Annotated in this window: 20 protein-coding genes and 1 pseudogene; 13 read left to right on the plus strand and 8 right to left on the minus strand. The window is 65.3% G+C overall.

The features are described 5' to 3' along the window. Positions 1–1,100, minus strand: a pseudogene (locus tag NS1_RS18915) (hypothetical protein); the annotation flags it as partial. Positions 1,101–1,378: 278 nt separating this feature from the next. On the opposite strand from NS1_RS18915, the gene NS1_RS18920 reads away from it, so the two are divergent. The 3 genes from NS1_RS18920 to NS1_RS18930 are packed head-to-tail and all read left to right on the plus strand — an operon-like array spanning position 1,379 to position 3,833. Then, the gene (locus NS1_RS18920; RefSeq protein WP_062986467.1) at positions 1,379–1,828 is read left to right on the plus strand and encodes a hypothetical protein; all 450 of its coding nucleotides are present in this window, start codon (positions 1,379–1,381) and stop codon (positions 1,826–1,828) included. Between the two features lie 35 nt (positions 1,829–1,863). Beyond that, positions 1,864–2,556, plus strand: coding sequence for a response regulator transcription factor (locus NS1_RS18925; RefSeq protein WP_056821450.1), 693 nt, complete (start codon positions 1,864–1,866; stop codon positions 2,554–2,556). Then, positions 2,553–3,833 carry a HAMP domain-containing sensor histidine kinase gene (locus tag NS1_RS18930; RefSeq protein WP_062986473.1) on the plus strand — a complete coding sequence of 427 codons (1,281 nt, stop codon included), beginning with the start codon at positions 2,553–2,555 and terminating at the stop codon, positions 3,831–3,833. Before NS1_RS18925 ends, NS1_RS18930 begins: the two co-directional genes overlap by 4 nt. A gap of 23 nt (positions 3,834–3,856) precedes the next feature. On the opposite strand, the gene lepA is transcribed toward NS1_RS18930, so the two are convergent. The 4 genes from lepA to NS1_RS18945 form a co-directional block, all read right to left on the minus strand. Further along, positions 3,857–5,707, minus strand: a complete 1,851-nt coding sequence (lepA, locus tag NS1_RS18935) for a translation elongation factor 4 (protein ID WP_373864345.1) — start codon at positions 5,705–5,707, stop codon at positions 3,857–3,859. Between the two features lie 35 nt (positions 5,708–5,742). Continuing rightward, complete coding sequence (locus NS1_RS18940) at positions 5,743–6,960, minus strand: tyrosine-type recombinase/integrase (RefSeq protein WP_062986477.1); 1,218 nt, start codon at positions 6,958–6,960, stop codon at positions 5,743–5,745. 207 nt (positions 6,961–7,167) lie between these two features. Further along, entirely contained in the window at positions 7,168–7,371 is a 204-nt protein-coding gene (locus NS1_RS39095; RefSeq protein ID WP_084503829.1) for a helix-turn-helix domain-containing protein, read from the minus strand. 665 nt (positions 7,372–8,036) lie between these two features. Further along, the gene (locus tag NS1_RS18945) at positions 8,037–8,273 is read right to left on the minus strand and encodes a helix-turn-helix transcriptional regulator (RefSeq protein WP_062986479.1); all 237 of its coding nucleotides are present in this window, start codon (positions 8,271–8,273) and stop codon (positions 8,037–8,039) included. 331 nt (positions 8,274–8,604) lie between these two features. On the opposite strand from NS1_RS18945, the gene NS1_RS18950 reads away from it, so the two are divergent. Beyond that, positions 8,605–9,276 carry a helix-turn-helix domain-containing protein gene (locus NS1_RS18950; RefSeq protein ID WP_255284596.1) on the plus strand — a complete coding sequence of 224 codons (672 nt, stop codon included), beginning with the start codon at positions 8,605–8,607 and terminating at the stop codon, positions 9,274–9,276. Next, on the plus strand, positions 9,273–9,677 hold the full coding sequence (locus NS1_RS18955; RefSeq protein WP_157125298.1) for a hypothetical protein: 405 nt from the start codon (positions 9,273–9,275) through the stop codon (positions 9,675–9,677). Before NS1_RS18950 ends, NS1_RS18955 begins: the two co-directional genes overlap by 4 nt. A gap of 17 nt (positions 9,678–9,694) precedes the next feature. Here NS1_RS18955 and NS1_RS18960 read toward each other — a convergent pair whose 3' ends face one another. Genes NS1_RS18960 through NS1_RS18970 form a run of 3 tightly spaced genes read right to left on the minus strand, consistent with a single transcriptional unit; the run spans position 9,695 to position 12,575 of the window. Beyond that, positions 9,695–11,053 carry a cytochrome P450 gene (locus tag NS1_RS18960; RefSeq protein WP_063816191.1) on the minus strand — a complete coding sequence of 453 codons (1,359 nt, stop codon included), beginning with the start codon at positions 11,051–11,053 and terminating at the stop codon, positions 9,695–9,697. A 2-nt stretch (positions 11,054–11,055) separates the two neighbouring features. Beyond that, positions 11,056–12,216: a DUF6545 domain-containing protein gene (locus tag NS1_RS18965; RefSeq protein WP_062986489.1), complete on the minus strand. Its 1,161-nt coding sequence runs from the start codon at positions 12,214–12,216 to the stop codon at positions 11,056–11,058. Then, a complete protein-coding gene (locus tag NS1_RS18970) occupies positions 12,213–12,575 on the minus strand; it encodes an ImmA/IrrE family metallo-endopeptidase (protein ID WP_169812801.1) in 363 nt (120 codons plus the stop codon). Before NS1_RS18970 ends, NS1_RS18965 begins: the two co-directional genes overlap by 4 nt. Positions 12,576–13,433: 858 nt before the next feature. Here NS1_RS18970 and NS1_RS40110 point away from each other — a divergent pair. The 8 genes from NS1_RS40110 (at position 13,434) to NS1_RS19005 (ending at position 19,470) form a co-directional block, all read left to right on the plus strand. Then, complete coding sequence (locus tag NS1_RS40110) at positions 13,434–13,604, plus strand: hypothetical protein (protein WP_157125299.1); 171 nt, start codon at positions 13,434–13,436, stop codon at positions 13,602–13,604. Continuing rightward, positions 13,601–15,007, plus strand: coding sequence for a hypothetical protein (locus NS1_RS18975; protein WP_062986493.1), 1,407 nt, complete (start codon positions 13,601–13,603; stop codon positions 15,005–15,007). Before NS1_RS40110 ends, NS1_RS18975 begins: the two co-directional genes overlap by 4 nt. A 197-nt stretch (positions 15,008–15,204) precedes the next feature. Then, positions 15,205–16,305 carry a cutinase family protein gene (locus NS1_RS18980; RefSeq protein WP_255284613.1) on the plus strand — a complete coding sequence of 367 codons (1,101 nt, stop codon included), beginning with the start codon at positions 15,205–15,207 and terminating at the stop codon, positions 16,303–16,305. A gap of 166 nt (positions 16,306–16,471) precedes the next feature. Next, a complete protein-coding gene (locus tag NS1_RS18985; RefSeq protein WP_062986497.1) occupies positions 16,472–17,545 on the plus strand; it encodes a C40 family peptidase in 1,074 nt (357 codons plus the stop codon). Next, on the plus strand, positions 17,545–18,177 hold the full coding sequence (locus NS1_RS18990) for a hypothetical protein (protein WP_255284597.1): 633 nt from the start codon (positions 17,545–17,547) through the stop codon (positions 18,175–18,177). Before NS1_RS18985 ends, NS1_RS18990 begins: the two co-directional genes overlap by 1 nt. Next, positions 18,174–18,716, plus strand: coding sequence for a hypothetical protein (locus tag NS1_RS18995; protein ID WP_062986501.1), 543 nt, complete (start codon positions 18,174–18,176; stop codon positions 18,714–18,716). The genes NS1_RS18990 and NS1_RS18995 overlap by 4 nt, the downstream gene beginning before the upstream one ends. A 23-nt stretch (positions 18,717–18,739) precedes the next feature. Next, positions 18,740–19,027 carry a hypothetical protein gene (locus tag NS1_RS19000; RefSeq protein ID WP_062986503.1) on the plus strand — a complete coding sequence of 96 codons (288 nt, stop codon included), beginning with the start codon at positions 18,740–18,742 and terminating at the stop codon, positions 19,025–19,027. Beyond that, complete coding sequence (locus NS1_RS19005; RefSeq protein ID WP_062986505.1) at positions 19,024–19,470, plus strand: hypothetical protein; 447 nt, start codon at positions 19,024–19,026, stop codon at positions 19,468–19,470. Before NS1_RS19000 ends, NS1_RS19005 begins: the two co-directional genes overlap by 4 nt. The last annotated feature ends 15 nt before the right edge of the window (positions 19,471–19,485 follow it).

Genomic DNA, 19,485 nt, shown 5'->3' on the forward strand with positions numbered 1-19,485 from the left:
GCAGGCGCCACGACGGCAGGGGCCGCGGGCCCGGCGACGGCAGGGGCGGGGGCCACGGGCGTACCCGGCAGACCGATGCCCGAGGACGAGGATCCGGGCAGACCGGGGGCACCCGACGACGAGTTGCCGAGGCCGGTACCACTGGACGAGGAACCGCCGAGGCCGGGCCCGGTCGGCGAGGTGGCCGCCGGGTCACCGGGAACCTTCAGTCCGTCGCCGAGCCACTGGCCGTAGTCGTCGAGCTGATCGCCGACCTGGCCGACCTGCACGTCGACCTTCATCTGCGAGGTCGCCCATACTCCGTCGAGCCCGACGTGGACGTCGACCTGCCAGTCGGTGGTCACCATCGCGCCGACACCGTCGAACATGCCGTCCAGGTTGCCGATTCCGTCGAACATGCCGTTGGAGCCGCCTGGACTGCCCCCGGGCATACCGACGCTGTCATAGCCGGGGATGCCGAAACCCTGTCCGGGCAGGCCGTCGTAGCCCGGAATGCCGATGCCACCGCCCGGCAGACCGTCGAAACCGGGCAGGCCGTTGCCGACGCCGGGCAGGTCGAAACCGGGGAGGTCGAAGCCCGGGTCCGGAGTGGTGCCAGGTTGCGGGTGCGGGTTGTCGTTGTATCCGGGCCCGACCGGGGTGTGCCCGTAGCCGGGAATGCCGATGCCGCTGGACGACTCGTCGTTGGCGGGGATCCGGAACTCACGATCACCATCGGAGCCGGGAATCTCTGGGCGCCAGCCGGATTCGTCCGGCGCGGCGACCATCGAGACATCGGGATTCGTCGGCGTGAAGAAGGGCGTGTGCGGCACCACGGGGGCAGGTAGGGGCTCGACGGCCAGATCGGGGAAGGTCACGATCGGGCTCGGTGCGTCCGGGCTCGGATCGGTGGGCACGGTCTGCTGTGACCAGCCCGCGTACCGGCTGTCGGCATTACTGGTGCCCGGTTCACGCGAAGTTCCGTTGGCGGCGACCAACGCACCACCGGTGACGTAGGCGCCCGCCCTGGCCACCCTGGCTACGCCGTTGGCGATCCGGTAGGCCGTGTCCGACCCCTCTTCGCGCGCGGCACCGTCGTCGAAAGGCAGATCACGCGTCATCAAAGCTCCAACACTCGCATCGCTGTAGTTCCCCACCACAACAGCGGCGAAGTGAGGCCCATCCAACACTATTTTCCGAACCTCGGCCTGTCATTTCGTGCAGGCCGGTTGGTACTCACCTTATGGCGAACAACATGTTTCGGCGAGCCCGGGGAATCAGGGGCGCCGACATCCCAAGAGAACTCTAACGATTGCTCAACGGAGTGTGAAGTTCGGCGCCATAACGTCGGGGCTCGCCGGCCGAGGGGCCGGTGAAACTCCCAGTCAGGAGCCCGACCATGACCGTATTCTCGACCCGCAATCGCCGCGCGGCCCTCGCGCTGCTCGGTGGCGCCGCCGTGATCACCGCCACCTCGGCGGGCATCGCGACCGCCGATGCGGGCGCACCGTCGCACGGCGGTGAGCGCACGACGATCATCTGCACCGATCCGGGCGGCGGCGTGCCGGACCTGCCGCCGCTGCCGGACGGTCCGGACATCGGTTTCCACGACGCTGTTCCCGCCCAGCCGCGCGTCGAATTCCGCCACGTCGCACCCGGTGAGCCGGGCCGGGGGCAGTCGCGTCCCGCGCCGGGCAACCTCGGGCCGCAGGTGGACGGTCCGGTCGAGTGCACGCGGATCGACCCCGACGGAGGGCGGACCATCGTGATCGCGCCGCGCGAGTTCTCCGAGACGGTGCCCACGCCGGGTAGCGGCTCCGCCGACTCGACCCCCGCGCACCCTTTCTGACCAGCGAAAACAATGACCGACACTAGGGTGAGTGCATGACCGGACAGCAGATCTTGGTCGTCGACGACGAGGTCCGCGTGCTCGCGTCATTGCGGCGCGGCCTCGAGCTCTCCGGGTTCGACGTGATCACCGCACCCGACGGCGCTCGCGCGCTCACCCTGGTGGGGTCCGCCGCGCCGGACGCCATGGTGCTCGACGTGAACATGCCAGAACTCGACGGCGTCGGTGTGGTCACCGCCTTGCGCGCGATGGGCAACGACATCCCGATCTGTGTGCTCAGCGCGCGCAGCGCGGTCACCGATCGGATCGCGGCACTCGAACGCGGCGCCGACGACTACCTCACCAAACCGTTCGATCTGGGCGAGTTGGTCGCCCGGCTGCGCGCGCTGTTGCGTCGCAGACCGGTGACAGCGGCCGGCACGGCCGACACGATCCAGGTCGGCGAGGTGATGATCGATCTGGCCGGGCATCGGGTGCACGCGGGTTCGGCGCCGGTCGACCTCACCAAACGCGAGTTCGAACTGCTGGCGATGCTCGCGCGCAATGCCGGGATCGTGCTAGAGCGCGAACAGATCCTGTCGACCGTGTGGGGTTACGACTTCAGCACCGACACCAATGTGGTCGATGTGTTCGTCTCGTATCTGCGCCGCAAGCTGGAGGCCGACGGCGTCGCGCGGGTGGTGCACACTGTGCGCGGGGTCGGATTCGTGCTGCGGGATCAGCCGTGAAGGCCTCGTGGTCGTTGCGGGTCCGGGTGGCGCTGGTGTCGGCCGTGGTCGCCGCGATCGTGGCGGTCACCCTCGGCCTGACCTATGGCGCGTTGCTGAAGGTGGCGGGTACCAGCCAGCTCGATCAGACCGTGTCCAGCATGCGGGTGCAGGTCGCGCAACGATTCGACGGTGATCCGGAAAATCCAGGAGCTCCGTCCCTACCCGGACCCCCGGTCCCCGCACCGCCCTTCCCCCGTGAACACACGATCGTGGTCCCCGGCAGCCCGACGGACCAGTCGCTCGCGCAGGTGCAGGGCGCGCCGGGGCTGGTGGTCCGGCTCGACCCCGATCGCGAACTCGTCGCCGCCGCCATCACCCGCAGCCAGCTGATCGGGCTCGGCATCGGCGTGGCCGGGGTGATCGCCGCCGCCGTATTGGGTTGGGTGCTGGCCGGATTCGCCGCCCGCCCACTGCGCAGGCTGGCCACCGCCACCCACGAGATCGACACACTCGACGAGTTGCCACCGCTGTCCGGACGCGGCGCCAAGGAAGCCGAAGAACTCTCCGACGCGATCAACCGGATGCTCGCGCGTCTGGAGACCGCGCACGGCGAGACCCGGCAGGCGCTGGCGAGTGCCCGCGACTTCGCCGCCGTCTGCGCCCACGAACTACGCACCCCACTCACCGCCATGCGCACCGACCTGCAGGTGCTGGCGGGCACCGAATTGCCCGCCGCCCAGCGCGGCGCCGTGCTGGCCGACGTACTGGCCGCCGAGGGCCAGATCGAGCGCACCCTCACAGATCTGGAACGTCTGGCCGTCGGCGAGCTCACCGATCATGACGCGTTCGAAGATTTCGAACTGTGTGAAACCCTCGACCGCGCGGTGCAGAACGCGTGCCGCGCGAACCCCGGCGTCGAGGTCGCGCTCGCCGCCTGTGACCCGGTTCCGGTCCACGGGTTGCCCGGCGGGATCATGCTGATCGTGACCAATGCCGTAGCCAACGCGGTGCTGCACGGGCACGCCACCGAGGTCACCGTCGCCGCGCGGACCACCGGGAACGGCGCCGAGATCACCATCGACGACAACGGCGCCGGCATTCCGGAACACCTGTCCCCCACCGCTTTCGACCGTTTCGCCAAACGCCCCGGCTCCCCCGGTTCCGGCCTCGGCCTCGCGCTGGTTCGCCAGCAGGCCGAACTGCATTCCGGCACAGCCGAACTAGACCGCAGCCCGCTCGGCGGCGTCCGCTTGCGGGTGGAAATAGCTCAGGCGCCGGTGAGCACCGGCGCCTGAGAGTCGTTCTGGGACTTGCCTACTTACTTCTTCGGCTTGTCCGAATCCGAGGACAGTGCCGCCACGAAGGCTTCCTGGGGGACCTCGACGCGACCGATGGTCTTCATGCGCTTCTTGCCCTCCTTCTGCTTTTCGAGGAGCTTGCGCTTACGGCTGATATCGCCGCCGTAGCACTTGGCGAGAACGTCCTTGCGGATCGCCCGAATGTTCTCGCGGGCAATGATCTTCGCGCCGATCGCGGCCTGGATCGGCACCTCGAACTGCTGACGCGGGATCAGTTCGCGCAGCTTGCTCGTCATCTTGTGGCCGTAGGCCTGTGCGGCGTCGCGGTGCACGATCGCGCTGAACGCGTCGACGGCCTCGCCCTGCAGCAGGATGTCGACCTTCACCAGATCGGCTTCCTGCTCGCCCGCCTCTTCGTAATCGAGGCTGGCGTAGCCGCGGGTGCGCGACTTCAGCAGGTCGAAGAAGTCGAAGATGATCTCGGCCATCGGCATGGTGTAGCGCAGCTCGACGCGGGTCTCGGACAGATAGTCCATGCCGCCCAGCTCGCCGCGGCGCTGCTGGCACAGCTCCATGATCGAGCCGATGAACTCACTCGGCGAGATGACGGTGCACTTCACGATGGGTTCGTACACGTGCCGCGACTTGCCCTCCGGCCAGTACGACGGGTTGGTGACGACGTGTTCGGTGCCGTCCTCCATCTCCACCCGGTACACCACGTTGGGCGCGGTGGAGATGAGCTCGAGTCCGAACTCGCGCTGCAACCGCTCGCGGGTGATCTCCATGTGCAGCAGACCGAGGAAGCCACAGCGGAAACCGAAGCCGAGTGCCACCGAGGTTTCCGGCTCGTAGGTGAGCGCGGCGTCGTTGAGCTGCAGCTTGTCCAGCGCGTCACGCAGATCCGGGTAGTCGGAGCCGTCGACCGGGTACAGACCGGAGTACACCATCGGGCGCGGCTCGCGGTAGCCGGTGAGGGCTTCGGTGGCGCCGTTGCGGGCGCTGGTGACGGTATCGCCGACCTTCGACTGACGCACGTCCTTCACGCCGGTGATCAGGTAGCCCACCTCGCCGACGCCGAGACCCTGGGTGGGCTTGGGTTCGGGCGAGACGATGCCGACCTCGAGCAACTCGTGGGTCGCGCCGGTCGACATCATCTTGATCTTCTCGCGCGGGGAGATCTTGCCGTCGACCACGCGGATGTAGGTGACCACGCCCCGGTAGGTGTCGTAGACCGAGTCGAAGATCATCGCGCGGGCCGGTGCGTCGGCGTCGCCCACGGGGGCGGGGACGGCCTCGATCACCTTGTCCAGCAGTTCGGTCACGCCGACGCCGGTCTTGCCCGAGACGCGCAGCACGTCGCCCGGCTCGCAGCCGACGATGTGGGCCAGCTCGGCGGCGTAGCGATCGGGATCCGCGGCGGGCAGATCGATCTTGTTCAGCACGGGAATGATCGTGAGATCCTTCTCCAGCGCCAGATACAGGTTCGCGAGCGTCTGCGCCTCGATGCCCTGGGCGGCGTCGACCAGCAGGATCGCGCCTTCACAGGCCTCCAGCGCGCGGGAGACCTCGTAGGTGAAGTCGACGTGGCCCGGGGTATCGATCAGGTGCAGGACGTAGTCGGTGCCGTCGACCTGCCACGGCAACCGCACGTTCTGCGCCTTGATCGTGATGCCGCGCTCACGCTCGATATCCATCCGGTCCAGGTACTGGGCGCGCATGGCCCGCTCCTCGACCACACCGGTCAGCTGCAACATCCGATCGGCCAGGGTCGACTTGCCATGGTCGATGTGGGCGATGATGCAGAAGTTCCGGATCCGGGCGGGATCGGTGAACGTCGTGTCGACAAAGCTAGGCACGGGTCTCCTGGTCACAAGTGGGATTCGGCGTTGTCCATGATCCCACGGGGCTAGGCAGCCTCTGCCCGCAGGTCCGATGCCATCCCATTCTCATCCCATCGCTTCGCAGTAATGTCCTGGAGCGCTTCGTCCATGTCTTCCCTCAGAGCATCTTCCTGGCCGGGCCACAGGTGGACGTAAACCTTCCAGGTCATATTCGGAGAGGAGTGTCCTAGGAGTTCGCTGACCGTCTTTACATCACGGCCCTTGAAGATTAGCCGCGATGCGAAATAGTGGCGCAGGTCGTGCCATGACCAGCCCGTCCCGAGCCCTGCTTTGTCACACGCTCGACGGAAGTTGCCACCGAGCAAGGTGGCATACCAGCGACCACCTCGCGGCGCGGCGAAGATCAATTCGCCGGGACCACGGCTGTGAGCATCGTCGGCGAGGTAGGCGGCGAGGGTTTCCACAGCCGACTTGGACAGCGGGATGGTGCGGCGCGACGACTTGGTCTTGGGCGTGATCGGTTCCTTTTTGGGGCTGCGTGCAGCCTGCTGGACCACGTTGAGCTCTCGCCGCACGAAGTTCACGTCCTGGACGCGGAGGCCAGCGACTTCGCTGACCCGCAGGCCAGTCAGCGCGCTCAGCAGGATCATGATGGAGACGGTCTCGGAGGCGTGTTCCCGAACGCGACTGATTAGCTGTGGCGTGAGGAGCTCTGTAGCAGTCGGGCCTTTCAGCCCCTCTTCGTAGTCATCCCCGTCGAGCCTGAACTTCCTGGCCGCATTCTTAACAATCAGCTCATCGTCCACTGCGATTTGCAGAAGAGTCGTCAGATGCTGGAGGTACAACGAGGCAGTCGATAGCTGGACCGACTTTCCCTTACACCATGGTCGCCCGGTGAGGAGTAAGTCAGTCCAGTCACGGATATCACTGCGTTGAATCTGCGCCAGGCCGAGCTTTGCGAGAGGCCCCAGGTTGTTGATGAATTGCTGCCGAGCCTTAAACGTTCCATCCTTACGGGCACGGTCTCGCCATTTCTCGGCATACGATTTAATATTCTGCTTACCGAGGTCGGGATTAATATACTCACCGTCACGAAGCTTCGCCTCGATCTTGCTCTTGAAGTACTCGGCCGTGTCCGGAATATCAAAACGACCACGCTTGTCGAAGGTTTTCGAGTCAGGTATCCCGTTCTGATCCTCCCAACGAACGATGTACCGCTTTACCTTCTTCTTTGGGCCACCCCGCGGGCCCATCACGATTTCACGGACCTGGATACTTGCCATCTCTACGCTCTCGGGATCGAATTATCTTCCGCGCCTCCCTTGGATCGAGGCGCAGCAAACTATTGATTGCCAACCGAACATCCGTCTACCGAGAAAAGTTAGCCGACAGATAGCTGAACCTCGCCCTGCGTACGCGCTCCGACCCCCCCGTAGACCTATCGTCGTAGGGGGGTCGGAGATACCGGTCTCAACCGAGAACGAGTGTCCTTATGCAGCTCGCCGAGTGCGGCTGGTTTTTAGGAGATCCTGCTCCCACTCTTCGATGTCACTCAGCCGATATCGCCGGTACCGGCCGACCTTTATGTAGCGAGGACCTTTTCCGGCTGATGCCCATACGGATATCGTCTTCACTGGGACCTGAAACCGCCGGGCAAGATCTTCGGTGGTGAGCCATACCTCATCGGCGGTCATAAAACCGCTTCCTTCGCGAATCGATTCGCACACACATCGCCGTCACGCCACCTGACGGACGCCGTCGGCGGATCAGCGGCCGTGACTACTGATCGACCGGATGCGATAGCTGCACGAAGGGCCGTCTTCACCGGTCCGATTGCGACAAGAACGGCAGGCTGGCCTACCGCGATCCGGTTGACGTCAAGCTCATTAGTCGGCGGCAGTGAGGTGATGTCGTACTTACCGACGTTCAAGCCTGGCGAGAATTGGAAACCTAGCGCTCCGCGATACGACCGCCGGAGGGTTTCGAGGTACCGGTTTTCTACGTGCAATGGCTCGCCTGAATCTCCCAGACGGACAAGCTCATCAGGGTCGAGTGCCTGAATCATGCACACTGCCGCAAACAGGACATCCGGGTGATGGCGGGGCAGCTCCAACGTCGGCACGACGAGGACGAGCCTGCTTGCGGCGATGCCGGGCGGTCTCAACCTTCGCCGACTGGGATCAAAGATCGAAACGTTGCTGTCGGAGTGGGTTTTCATTTCATACCTGAGCTGTGTGGATGATGGCGACGATTGCGCGGGAGATCCCGAGTAGCGCGTGTGCGCCATTTGCAAGAACGCGTCAGCGAGGCCCCTGCGTCGATCAGGCAAGCCTCCGCCGATGCCTCAACTTGGAAGCGATCAGGCAACGTGACGACGGACATTGGCCTGGGCGATTTGCCGTCGAAGTTTCGCTTCGGCTCGTAGTCGGTCCTCCCACGCGATGATGTCGGCCAGGGCATAGCGGCGGATACGTCCCGGCTTGATGAAGTCGGGACCGGTGCCGGTGTAGGCCCAGTTGTCCAGCGTGCAGACCTCGACCTTGAGGCGTAACGCGACTTCCTTGCTCGTCAGCCAGATGTCGTTGGTGTTGTCCATTGCCTGTTTCCTTAGTTGAAGTGGTAGTCGGGTGACGCCTGTGAGCTAGCTCGGTACTGAGCAGGCTCCACTACACGGGCGTCACATCAGGGCCTGACATGTGGCTACCTGTCGCTGCAGCGCCATAGTACGCAGTTTGGTGCACAGTTTCAACCAACTAAGTACACACTCTCGGTACTATTCATATGTAGTTAACCGTTCCCGCGCCTGGATATGACGCAGGTAACTACGGATATCCCGACTAGGAAGTACCGACTCAGGTCATGTAGTATCGACAGCAATGTGGGTACAGCAGCCCGTTCTGCGAGCCCTTCTACACAGAGTCGAGGCGATGACTACACGACACCCCGAGTACCTAGGCCAAGTAGTGCAGGCACGGCGTGAAGAGCTGGGCTTGTCCAAGCAGGCGGTTCATGCGGCCGTCGGGCTGAACCCGAGGACGATCGACAAGATCGAAAGCGGCCAGGCCGGGCGAATCCGCAACGACACATTGCCCAGGCTGGACACGGTGCTGCAATGGAAGGACGGCTCCGCAGCGGACGCCTTCACCAAGCGCCTACCCCCAAGAGTCACCGACGTCGCCGACGCGCCCCAGCCGACGTCAAAGGTGCTCTACGTTCCGATCCCGGCCAACTTGTTCCAGGACACTGTGGCGATGGCACAGAGGGTGACCGAGGTCGCGGGTGATGATGAACGTCTCGCACCGCTGGTCGAAGGCATGAACACCATCGCTGACCGCATGCTGAGGGCGTGGACTATCGCCGATATCGAGCATCAGCGCTTCGACGGGACACTGAGCGCGGCCACCATCGAGATGCTGTTGGGCCACTATCTGCGCCGCGCTCCCCAGGCACCCACCGCCGACGATCACACAGAGTTGTTGTATCTGCGCTGGCTACTGGAGCGGCTGCCGGAATCGGAGTCCGAGCGCGCCGAGGAGTTCGCGCAGCGGTGGTCACAGATGCAGCAGACACTTTCGGCAACCCGACGGATCAACCGGTGAGGACTCTCATGGCACTGCCGTTAGCTGGGAAGATCGACCGCATGATCGCCTATTCGCACCGATGGGACGAACCGGCGATGAACAACGAGCAGATCGCCGCCGCGCTGACCGAGACGCTGGGGCGCATGGTGACGCCCGGGGACATCGCGGCTCTGCGCACCGGTGCGGTCCTGGAGGTCACGCGCGAGGTCGCGGACGCGCTGTGTGCACTATGCGGTGTCACCGATGTGGCCTACCTGCTGCCGGTCGGCGACGAGGATGTGGATATCGATTTGCGGCTACAGCTGTGGACCCTGGCGCGTGATCGCGGGGTGCAGCACGTTGCGGCACGAGCGTTGACACAGGACAAGCTCAGGGAGCTGATCGCCGATCTGCGAGCACTTCCTGCCCGCACGCGGTAATTCAGCCCCTGCGCTGGTCATTCGATGCGGCGGAACCCGACCTTCAGGTTCGCCGGGCGTAGCGTCAGATTCTCCTCGACATCGAGTTCGCCGTGTGCGGTGAGTTCGTAATCGCGCACCAACGAGGCGATCAGCAGTTTCGCTTCGTGTAGCGCGAACGCCTGGCCGATGCACGCGCGCGGGCCGGTGCCGAACGGTCGATATGCCCAGGGTTTCGGCCGGAATCCACCCATCCAGCGATCGGGGCGGAACTCGTTCGCGTCGCTCCCCCACACAGCCGGATCGCGCTGCACCGCCAACAGCAGCACGAACACCCATTCGCCCGCGGCGATGGGGTATCCGCCGAGCGTGGTGTCCTGGCGCGCTTCGCGGAAGAATCCCGGCGCGATGGGCCACAGTCGTAGCGCTTCGGCGATCACCGCATCGGTGACCTCGAGCTTGGCCACGTCCTCGTAGGCGATGCGGCCGTTGGTGGTCAGCGCGGTGGCCTCAGCGCGTACCCGCGCGGCCAGCTCCGGATCATTGGCCAGGAAGTGCGTCACGAAGGCCAATAGGTTGCCCGTGGTCTCGTGCCCGGCGACAAAAAGCGTCAACACCTGCTCGACGAGGTTGTCATCGGGCAGCGCCGGCCCGTCGACGGGGTACATCATGCGATCGAGCAGATCCGGGTACCGCTGGCCGGACTGTCGCCGCGCTTCGATCACCTCGGACACCACGCCCTTCATGAACGCGACATCCCGGTCGTTCTGGCGGGCGCGCTTGCCGCCGGTCAGCTTGCCCACCAACGGGATTGCCGATTCCTGAGCGTAGGCGAAGACCCGCGTCAGCGCGTCGGCGAACGGGTTGCGACCGTTCCCGCGGTCGGCGAACGCGCCGACTGAGTAGCCGAACCCAGCCAGCCCGATCGCCTCCAGCGCGACATCGCCCATCATCGCGGCAGTGTCATCGACGGTGCAGCCCTGCCCGAGCCACTGCGCGGTCTGCTCCGCCACGTGCACGAAGGCATCGTGGTAATCAGCAAGCGCGGCGGGCACGAATCCCTGAATCAGCGCCTCGTGCCCACGTTTCCACTCCATCGAATCATTCGAAGCGGTGAAAAGACCGTTCCCGGCGATGGCGCGTAGCTTCTCGTACGGGCGGGCGAAATGGCGCTGCCACGACTTCTCATCGATGACCTCGCGCATGAGGTCCGACGACCCGGCGAAGGTCAGATGGATTCCCCCGACGAACGTGCGCCGATACAACGGCCCCAGCTGGCTGAACTGCCACAGCGTCTTCTGGTTCGGGCGTTTGCGATCCATACCCAGCACGTCGCCCAGGATCGGCACCCGCTTTGGCGGATGCGGAATACTCTGCGCCGCAGTAGTTTTCGTCATGGTCATACGGTTACCTCTCCGGGATGCGGTTCTGTGGCCTGGTCAGGGCCGGGACGGGTCCTGCTCCAATGGCGGGCGATCTTGAGTACGAACGCTTCGTTTCCCACCCATTCCGGCGCGGTCGCGTCCTGGTAGTGGTGGCCCTCTTCGCCCGCGTCCAGGGCGGCGCGCAGCGCCTGGCACACCTGGGACGGGTCCGGGCGCGGGCCCAGACCGGCGAGATAGGGAGCGGCCGAGATCATCGTGTCTTCGATCTCGATCCGCATGCGGTGTTCGGTCACCTGGGGCAGCGTTTTGCGCGCTTTGACGTGCAGACGCATTTCTGGGCGAGCATCCATCATGTCCGCCCACATCGGCTCGAGAACCGCGATATTGCGCGAGGCGGGATCGCGGCGCAGCCGGATCGCCAGGGACGTGGCGATCGAGGGCAAAGCCAGCAGCATCAGCAGCGCGACCGGGGCCAGGAACAACAGATCATTGGTGCCCGCCCGATCGACGGTGAGTTCGTTCTGCACTCCTGCGGTGATCAACCAACCGGTAAGGATTCGAGTCCAGGCGTCGATCTGGGAGACGGCGATACAGACGATGAGGACACCCGCGAACACCGCGCGTGCGAGGCTCTGGCGCCAATGCCACACCAAACTCACGGCGGTGACCAAAATCATCAGCTCGGCGAGCACGGTAGGCAGCGAATAGGTCGTCAAGTAGACCCCGGGCCGCCAGCCCGAAAGCTCCTCGACCGCGATATTGGCCGTACGCGCAGGGGCCGAGATCCACGCCAGCGCGACGACGAGCACCGCGACGCCGACCCAGATCAGCACTATGGTGCTGTCGCGCACGGGTTTTCGCGCGTGCCACAACAGTCCGATCCACACGAGAGCGCCAGCCGCGCACAGTGCAGCCGCGTGGGTGGCAAGGCGGATGTCAGCGAGTGCGATCCAGCGTGTCAGCACCGATTGAACGGCGCGGTCCCGCAGCAGCGCGGTAAACCAGAACGACATCGCCAGCGTCGCCAATGCCCAGTCAAGGCTCAGGCGTTCGATGAGCACCGTCATGCGGGCCACGACCACGACTGCGATCCAGATCAGCAGCGCGGTCGCGACCGGTTCGGACAGCGAGGACGTGGCTTCGGCGACGAGTAGGGGGCTTGGGTGGGGACTCATCGCCACATCAGTTCGATTACAGATGCCGCGCGGTGGCGCGCGCCGCTGATGTCATCGGGCCGCCCGCGGCTCATCCCTGCAAGATGGGTTCCCAGCCATTCGGCTTCGCGCTCCGCGGTGGAGTCGAAGTGGCTCCGGTGCATGATCTCGCGAACTCGTAGCGGGTCCAGGCCATCGGCCAGCGACGAGTCGGTCACCTCGAATTGGTCGTCACCCCTGTGTTCGAGCAGGACGTGACCGACCTCGTGCATGATCTCCTGCCGCTGCCCGCGAGGTGATCTCGCGGGGTCGTACTTGACGACGAGCTCCTGCTGCGTGACCCACAGGGCGCCGCATCGCGACACCGACGGCACGTGCACCCGCCATGGGTCCAAGACGATCCGCTTGCCGAGACGCCCGGACAGGTACCTCGCGAACTCCCCGACCGTCCAAGGTGGCGTTAGAGGGATTCCGTCCAAGATGCTCTGTAACCGGCTCTCATCCACCGCAGTCCCGACCTCCAGGTTCTGTACACGATCTCCATCTGTGCACCCAACAGCGCACGCTTATAGAAGCGACCGTTCAACTAATAGCTCCCCAACATAATAGCTGGTACATAGCTGACACGCTCTGGCGATGTCTACAGCAGAAGCCCAGCCATAGAGCAGGCCGACGAGCTGACGCGACCACGGCACCGCAGTGATGACCTGGCAATTTCCACCAGAGAGCCGCGACGACAACCAGTGAATCAGCGTGCGAGATATCACATGGTTAGCCAGGGTTTCGATCCACATAACGAGAGCCGCTGGCCGCCCCCTGGGCTGATTTCGGTTTCGACAACCCCAATGCGTGATCTATATCACTCAATCCAACGTGATCGAGCCTGATCGAAGTTGGCCGTAGTAGCCCGTGCCGGATAGTTGCCATTACTTCGATTTACCCCTCTGAACTGCACATTGTCCGTTTGCCTAAGACCATTTACCTTCATTTCGCGGCCGGAAATCGGTCGCTGAACTGCAAGTGAGGGAGAAGTGCCGATGTGGGAGCGACCTAGTCGACAGGCTGCCGACTAGGCAGTCGCCCGCATCCTTCCGCGCGGCGCTACCAGCCGTCAGCGATAGCGATTCCGCGCGGTCACCGGATGACCCGCAGCACCAATTCAGCGCACATCCATACCTGGAATCGCCATGCCCACTTGCCTTTTGAAATGGAGCATCAACATGTCCACAATCCCGACAATGACCGTGCACGTGGAATTTCCCGGCGGCGCACGATTTTTCTACGATTTGCCCGCCTTTGAAATCGAGGAGTTCGTGACAGCGGCACGCCGAGTCGGCGCATCCGCGAGCATCGTGGGCAAATCGTCCCCGCGCGTCCTGTCGAGCGTGCCCGAGCAGGCCGCCGCATGACCGCGAACAATGTCGAACCCGACGCCAACCGCACTGCACCGATCTGGGATTGCGCCGTCGCGCACGGGGGGAAGAACGCCCGGATGACGGGACTGCTCGGACCGGGCACCGGCCTTGCGCGGGTCGCGATGACCTCGGCGGTAGCAGCGGCAATTGTCCTGGCCGCGAACTCGGCGTTGGCCCAAGCCGCGCCGACGCAGCAGCCCGGCCTTGCTGGTCCTGCAACAACGCAACCGGGTTTCGAGACCCGACCGACCGCTCCGGTCCATCCTCCTGCCGAGCAGTCCCCGTTGGGCAGAGCAATTCCCGCGCCCGCGCTACCGACCGATCCGAGTCAGTATCGCGACCCGCGACCGTCCACCGATCAGGGAACTGGCCCTGCGCTACCTCAGCAGCAGTCGAGCCCGCAGCGACTACACCAGCCCGCGCCAGAACCGGACCTGCCGGTCGTGGTGGAGCCCGCGCCGATCCCAGTCGAGCCGCCGAAGGTGATCACTCCTCCTGCCCCGGAGAAACTCGGGCTCGGTGATCTGACCATCGACCGCCCGGATTGGGTGCCCGCCGATGTGGCGTGGAAGGTCAACGGCCACGTCGCCCTCGCCCAGCGCGACACCAACGCCGCCCTTCAATCGGCGGGGATCAGCGCCTCCCGCGCCGACGTCATGTCAACCGCGATGGTCCTGGGCGGTGCGAGCGGACTCGGCATCGGCGCAATCACTCTGGGAGTTCCCGCTGCGGCGATCGGAGCGGTCGGCGGCGGTCTCGTCGGAGCTGCGATCGGCGGTGCTGCCGGTGCTGCGGCAGGCACGCTGGTCCCGGTGCCCATCGTCGGTGTCGTCCCCTCCGCGATGGCGGGAACCGCGCTGGGCGCGGCGACCGGCGCAGCGGTCGGCGCTGCGGTTCTCGGCGTCCCCGCTGCAGTCGCCGGTGGTGCGGCTGGCGGGGCAGTTGGCGCTCTGGTCGGCGGAGTGGCGACGGCGGGCGACGGCTCGGACTTCGTCGCCCCGCCGGAAGAAGTCCCCGGTCCCGGTGCACCCGACCTGTCGCTGCACGATCAGCTGCGCGCGGGCGCCGATACCGCACGATGCGCGGGCGAATCGGCGGTGGACTGGGTCCAGACCCAACCCGGTGGGGTCGAGGCTGTTCACACGGTCGCCTCCGCGCTCGAAAGTGGCGTGCAGGCGTGGCAGAACGAGCCGATGGCCGCGCCGGTCGATGCCGCGTTCGCCGAGGTGGCCTCTGATGCCCTCTCCGCTGCCCGTTCTACGCCGGGAACCTCGGGCGTCGCCGACGCGGTCACCTCGACGATCGGCGAGCAGGCTCCGTTCGAGTCCGGCCAGCTCGGTCCGCTGACCGAAGCGGCCAACGGTGCACTCACCGCCGCGCAGGGACTGGTGCGGTGATGTCGGCCGCGACGATCGGGCGGCGATCCGCGTGCACAGTGATGCTGGCGGTGGTGCTGACATCGGCTGCCTCGGTGCCCGCCTGGGCTGATCCCGAACCGGCACCGACGGCGACCGACTGCTCGGATGTGATCACGTTGGCGGTACCCGGCACCTGGGAGACCAGTGCCGACGCCGACCGTAACGTCGTACCGGGCATGCTCGGCCAGATCACCGGGCCGCTCCTGACGGCCTTGAATTCCACACCGCCCGCTGCGGCGGAGACGGTGCCGAAGCAGGCGGCCGGGTCCTCGTCGACCCGGAGCACCGCGACGAGCGCACCGAGGCCCAACGCGACGTCCGTGCGCGCCGAACAGGTGCCGTACGTGGCGCAGGTGGGCGGTCCGATCGCTGGCATCGCGACGGGAAATCCGTTGACACTCAGTCAGTCTCGCGCCAACGGCAAGTCAGCGCTTGAGGCGCGGGCCACGGAGTTGGCGCAAGCGTGCCCGTTGTCGAAGTTCGTCATTCTGGGCTATAGCCAGGGTGCGCTGATCGCGGGCGACTTCCTGTCCGAGGTTGGCAACCGCCGGGGCGTGGTCGACCCCGCGCGCATCCTGGCCGGCGGGTTGCTGTCGGACCCGAAACGTTCGGCGTCGACTGCTTCTTCCGCTTCCGATGGCGCCCCGTCGACGTCGTCGGTGAACACGAAGTCGTCGTCGGTGGTCGAAACGTTGGTCGGTGCCGACCCGGGCGGCGAGGGTGTCCTCGGTCAGCGCGACGGCGGGATGGGCGTGCTCGCAGAGCGAGTGACCACGATGTGCGCGCCCAACGACACGATTTGCTCGCTCTCGGGTAAGTCCAAGGTCGTCGCCGCAGTGGTACCGCTGCTCAACATCACGCCCGAGGATCTGCCGAACTATGCGATCGGCCGCGGCCTGGAGCTGGTCAAGAACGTCGCCGAGGCCGATCCACAGGTCATCGCGAAGGCCGCCAGTTCTGTGATCACCGAGCTGACGAAACTCGGTGTGGTCGCGGCGACTTCACCGTACTCGCTGCCGCTCACCCTGGCGGAGATGGTGTTTTCCTCGACGATGCTCGATGACGTCGCCCAGGTCATCAATATGCCCGAGTTCGATGCGCTGGTCAGCCTGACCAAACCCGACGAACTCGTTCAGCAGGCATCACAGGCCGTGTCCTATCTCCTACTGGACGCGCACCGGTCCTATGCGAGCAACTACACGGTCAATGACAGCGGCGACACCGCCGCGCAATGGATCGTGAAATGGCTGACCGCGAAGATTCAGGCCGGTCTCTGAATCGGTGACCACCTTTCCGCTTACGCCCGGCATCAGCGCGTCGGGCGTAAGCGGAAGAACCTAGCGACCGCAATTCTCTCGGCACCCGATGCCGAATAAATACCACTTCACCGTATTCCCAGTGAATACAGCCTTTCACGAAACATGCCCAAGGAGGTGTATCGCGATGAAATCAGTATCGAAATCGGTAGCGCTCTTGATGGCGCTCTTCATGATTCCGGTGCTGGTTGTCGCGATATTCATCGACAGCGACCGGGACAATCCGAGTTTCGCTCAAGGAAAACTTGCGACCGGCACTGTTCCACCCGAATTCGAGGCGTGGGTCATCCGGGCGGGCACTCTGTGCGAGGAGATCTCGGCCCCGCTCATCGCCGCCCAGATCGAGCAGGAATCGGGTTGGAACCCCAACGCGGTCTCCCCGGCCGGCGCCCAGGGCCTGTCGCAGTTCATGCCCTACACCTGGCCGTCCTATGGCGTCGATGCCGACGGCAACGGCGTGATCTCTGCCTTCGATCCGGCCGACGCGATCATGGCGCAGGCGAAATTCGACTGCGACACCGTCGCGCAGGCCAAGCAGGACCTGGCCAGCGGACGGATCAAGGGCGACCTGATCGACATCGTGCTCGCCGCCTACAACTGCGGGTATGGCTGTGTGATATCCGCTGGCGGGCCCCAGATCGTCAATGGGGAGACGGAGGGATACGCGCCTGGGGTCAAAGCCAAGATGGCCAAATACACCCAGTTCGGCACCGTCGAACTCACCCATTGCAGTCAGTTCCGCCCCGGCGCAGTCTTCGGCACGAACGTGGCCGCCGCGGCACTGTGCTGGCTGGGCACACCGTATGCGTGGGGCGGCGGCACTCTCGACGGGCCGTCACAGGGAATTCGAGACGGCGGCGTCGCCGATTCATTCGGCGACTACGAGAAAGTCGGCTTCGACTGCTCAGGGCTTGTCCTGTACGCCGTGGGGCAAGCGAGCGGCAAATCTATTCAACTTCCCCACTACACCACCTCCATCCTCAATGACACACGCGGCCACCCCGTGGACGAGGACGACATCCAGCCGGGCGACATCGTTTTTCCGAGCGGCGAAAATCCGCAACATGTCGCCATCGCGCTCGGCGGCGGACAAATGGTCGAAGCCCCCCAATCAGGTGATCAGGTGAAAATCTCCCCCTTATCGAATTTGGGGCCAGGAATCGAAATCAGACGAGTCGGAGCAGGAATCCAAAGACAATGATGCCGAAAATTACTTGGACGATGCAGGCTGTCGCATTGGCCGGGGCGGCGCTGGCAGTGGCGGCATGCTCCACGGGCCAGGCTAACCACAACGCGCCGACAACCACCCCGACACCGACGACTCCGGTCGCGACCCCGACCGAAACCACCTCGCGAGTTCCGGTAAGGCCGCCCTCGACACCGCTGGCGGTTCCGACCGCACTTCCCGTCGAGGTCGGCCCCGTCGAAGATACCGACGTCGATGCGGTCGCGGTCGCCGTGGCGCGGATCTGGTACGGGTGGGACACCACCCGCGATCTGTCTCCGCACGACGCCAAGCTGCGCGCGGCCCCGTTGCTCGAACCCCGGCTCACACAGCTGCTGCGCGACTATCCACCGATATCTGGCCCGGGAGCAGACTGGCTCGACCTGACCGCACATTCAGCGGTACTGAGCGTGCCCGCTGGCGGCGTGCGCCCCGGCGCGGAGGTCGGCGCGCCCGCCGACACCGCGATCTCCGCGACGCGACTACTCGAAGTCACCCAGAGGGTGAGCACCTCGAACGGGCCCCTTCCGGAGCGTCACTTGGTGGTCGGGCTCGCGCTGGTCAAGGTCGACGCCGGTTGGCGCGTGTCCCAGGTGGGCGCGCGATGAGCGCGCGACCGCGGCGCCCGGTGGTCGGTGGAATCGCCGGTGGCGTCGGCACGACCACGGTGGCGCATCTGCTCGACGGCATCGATGTCGGCGTCGTCGAAGCCAACGGCACCCAGGCCGTTGACGTCCTGGTGACCCGCGCGACCGCCGTCACGGTGAGCTGGGCCATCGCCACCGCCCAGCAGATGCCCATGCGCCCGGTCCTGGTCGTCGTCGCCGACAGCGAGGGTCGCTGGCCTTCGGTTGTCCGGCGCCGACTGAAGATGGCCGCCACCAATCTGAATACCCCGGTGCTGCGGCTCGGCTGGTTTTCACCGCTGGCCGCCAGTGACAACCCCTGGGACCTGCTGTCCACCGGCGTCTTCGACGCCGACCGCAAGACGTATCGGTGGGCCGAACCCGCCCGCAAGTTCCGCGACGAGCTGGTTCAGGCGGTGCGCACCGCCATTGATCGCGAAACCCCCACCACCACAGCCACCTCCGAGCCGTCCCCCATCGACGAGGACGAGCACGAGCGTCCCGTCCTGCGGGTGTCTTGACCCATCACGAGAAGGAAATCCCCATGTCCACATTGCTACTGGCCGCCGACTGGTTGGCGCAAGTCCCCAATCCACCCGCGAAGGAACTGCCCGGCGAATTGGGCAATCGCGTCAACGACACGCTCGGCTACGCCAAATCCCTCTGCTACGCACTGGCTTTCGCCGGACTGCTCGCGGTGGCCGGAATGTTGTTCGTCGGCCAGCGCGGTCGCAGCGACGCCGCCAAGAACGCTCTCGGACACCTGCCGATGGTAATCCTCGGCATCGTCATCACCGGCGGCGCGGGCGGCATCATCGAGGCGTTTCGGTGAAATTGGCGCTCTTGGCGTTCGCGCTCACCGCGACCCTGATCACTGTGGGTGCCGGAGTCGTACACGCTCAGCCGCCGACAACCACACCGGCCCCGCCGACCAGTCAGCAGCTCAGTCCCCAGAGTCCGGGTGGCGGCGGCACCGGAGAGCAGATTCCCATCCGCGACCCCACCACCGGCGGCGTGCAATGGGACCGATTCGGTGGAGATCCCGCCGACGCTCCCGAGGACCTGGATTCCTTCATCGCCGACTCGCTCGGCTGGATGCGCACCCTCGCCCTCGCCTGCGCGGTCGGCGGCGTGCTGATCACCGCCGCGGTGCTGATGGTGGGGATACGCGGGCGCTCCGAGCAAGCCAAGAAGGCCCTGCACTCGCTGCCGGTCGTGCTCGTCGCCACCGTCCTGTCCGGGTCGGCCTACACCGTCATCAACGCATTTCTTTGAAAGAGATTGAGCACC

The organism is Nocardia salmonicida NBRC 13393, from assembly GCF_001613085.1.
In the GTDB taxonomy this organism is placed as follows: domain Bacteria; phylum Actinomycetota; class Actinomycetes; order Mycobacteriales; family Mycobacteriaceae; genus Nocardia; species Nocardia salmonicida.

Coding starts and splice junctions, on each gene's coding strand:
- NS1_RS40110 (WP_157125299.1), top strand. CDS start 13,434: ATGACCGTGCACGTGGAATTTCCCGGCGGCGCACGATTTTTCTACGAT.
- NS1_RS18945 (WP_062986479.1), bottom strand. CDS start 8,273: ATGGACAACACCAACGACATCTGGCTGACGAGCAAGGAAGTCGCGTTA.
- NS1_RS18950 (WP_255284596.1), top strand. CDS start 8,605: ATGACTACACGACACCCCGAGTACCTAGGCCAAGTAGTGCAGGCACGG.
- NS1_RS18985 (WP_062986497.1), top strand. CDS start 16,472: ATGAAATCAGTATCGAAATCGGTAGCGCTCTTGATGGCGCTCTTCATG.
- NS1_RS39095 (WP_084503829.1), bottom strand. CDS start 7,371: ATGACCGCCGATGAGGTATGGCTCACCACCGAAGATCTTGCCCGGCGG.
- NS1_RS18980 (WP_255284613.1), top strand. CDS start 15,205: ATGCTCGGCCAGATCACCGGGCCGCTCCTGACGGCCTTGAATTCCACA.
- NS1_RS18965 (WP_062986489.1), bottom strand. CDS start 12,216: ATGAGTCCCCACCCAAGCCCCCTACTCGTCGCCGAAGCCACGTCCTCG.
- NS1_RS18940 (WP_062986477.1), bottom strand. CDS start 6,960: ATGGCAAGTATCCAGGTCCGTGAAATCGTGATGGGCCCGCGGGGTGGC.
- NS1_RS18925 (WP_056821450.1), top strand. CDS start 1,864: ATGACCGGACAGCAGATCTTGGTCGTCGACGACGAGGTCCGCGTGCTC.
- NS1_RS18960 (WP_063816191.1), bottom strand. CDS start 11,053: ATGACGAAAACTACTGCGGCGCAGAGTATTCCGCATCCGCCAAAGCGG.
- NS1_RS19000 (WP_062986503.1), top strand. CDS start 18,740: ATGTCCACATTGCTACTGGCCGCCGACTGGTTGGCGCAAGTCCCCAAT.
- NS1_RS18995 (WP_062986501.1), top strand. CDS start 18,174: ATGAGCGCGCGACCGCGGCGCCCGGTGGTCGGTGGAATCGCCGGTGGC.
- NS1_RS18920 (WP_062986467.1), top strand. CDS start 1,379: ATGACCGTATTCTCGACCCGCAATCGCCGCGCGGCCCTCGCGCTGCTC.
- NS1_RS18975 (WP_062986493.1), top strand. CDS start 13,601: ATGACCGCGAACAATGTCGAACCCGACGCCAACCGCACTGCACCGATC.
- NS1_RS18990 (WP_255284597.1), top strand. CDS start 17,545: ATGCCGAAAATTACTTGGACGATGCAGGCTGTCGCATTGGCCGGGGCG.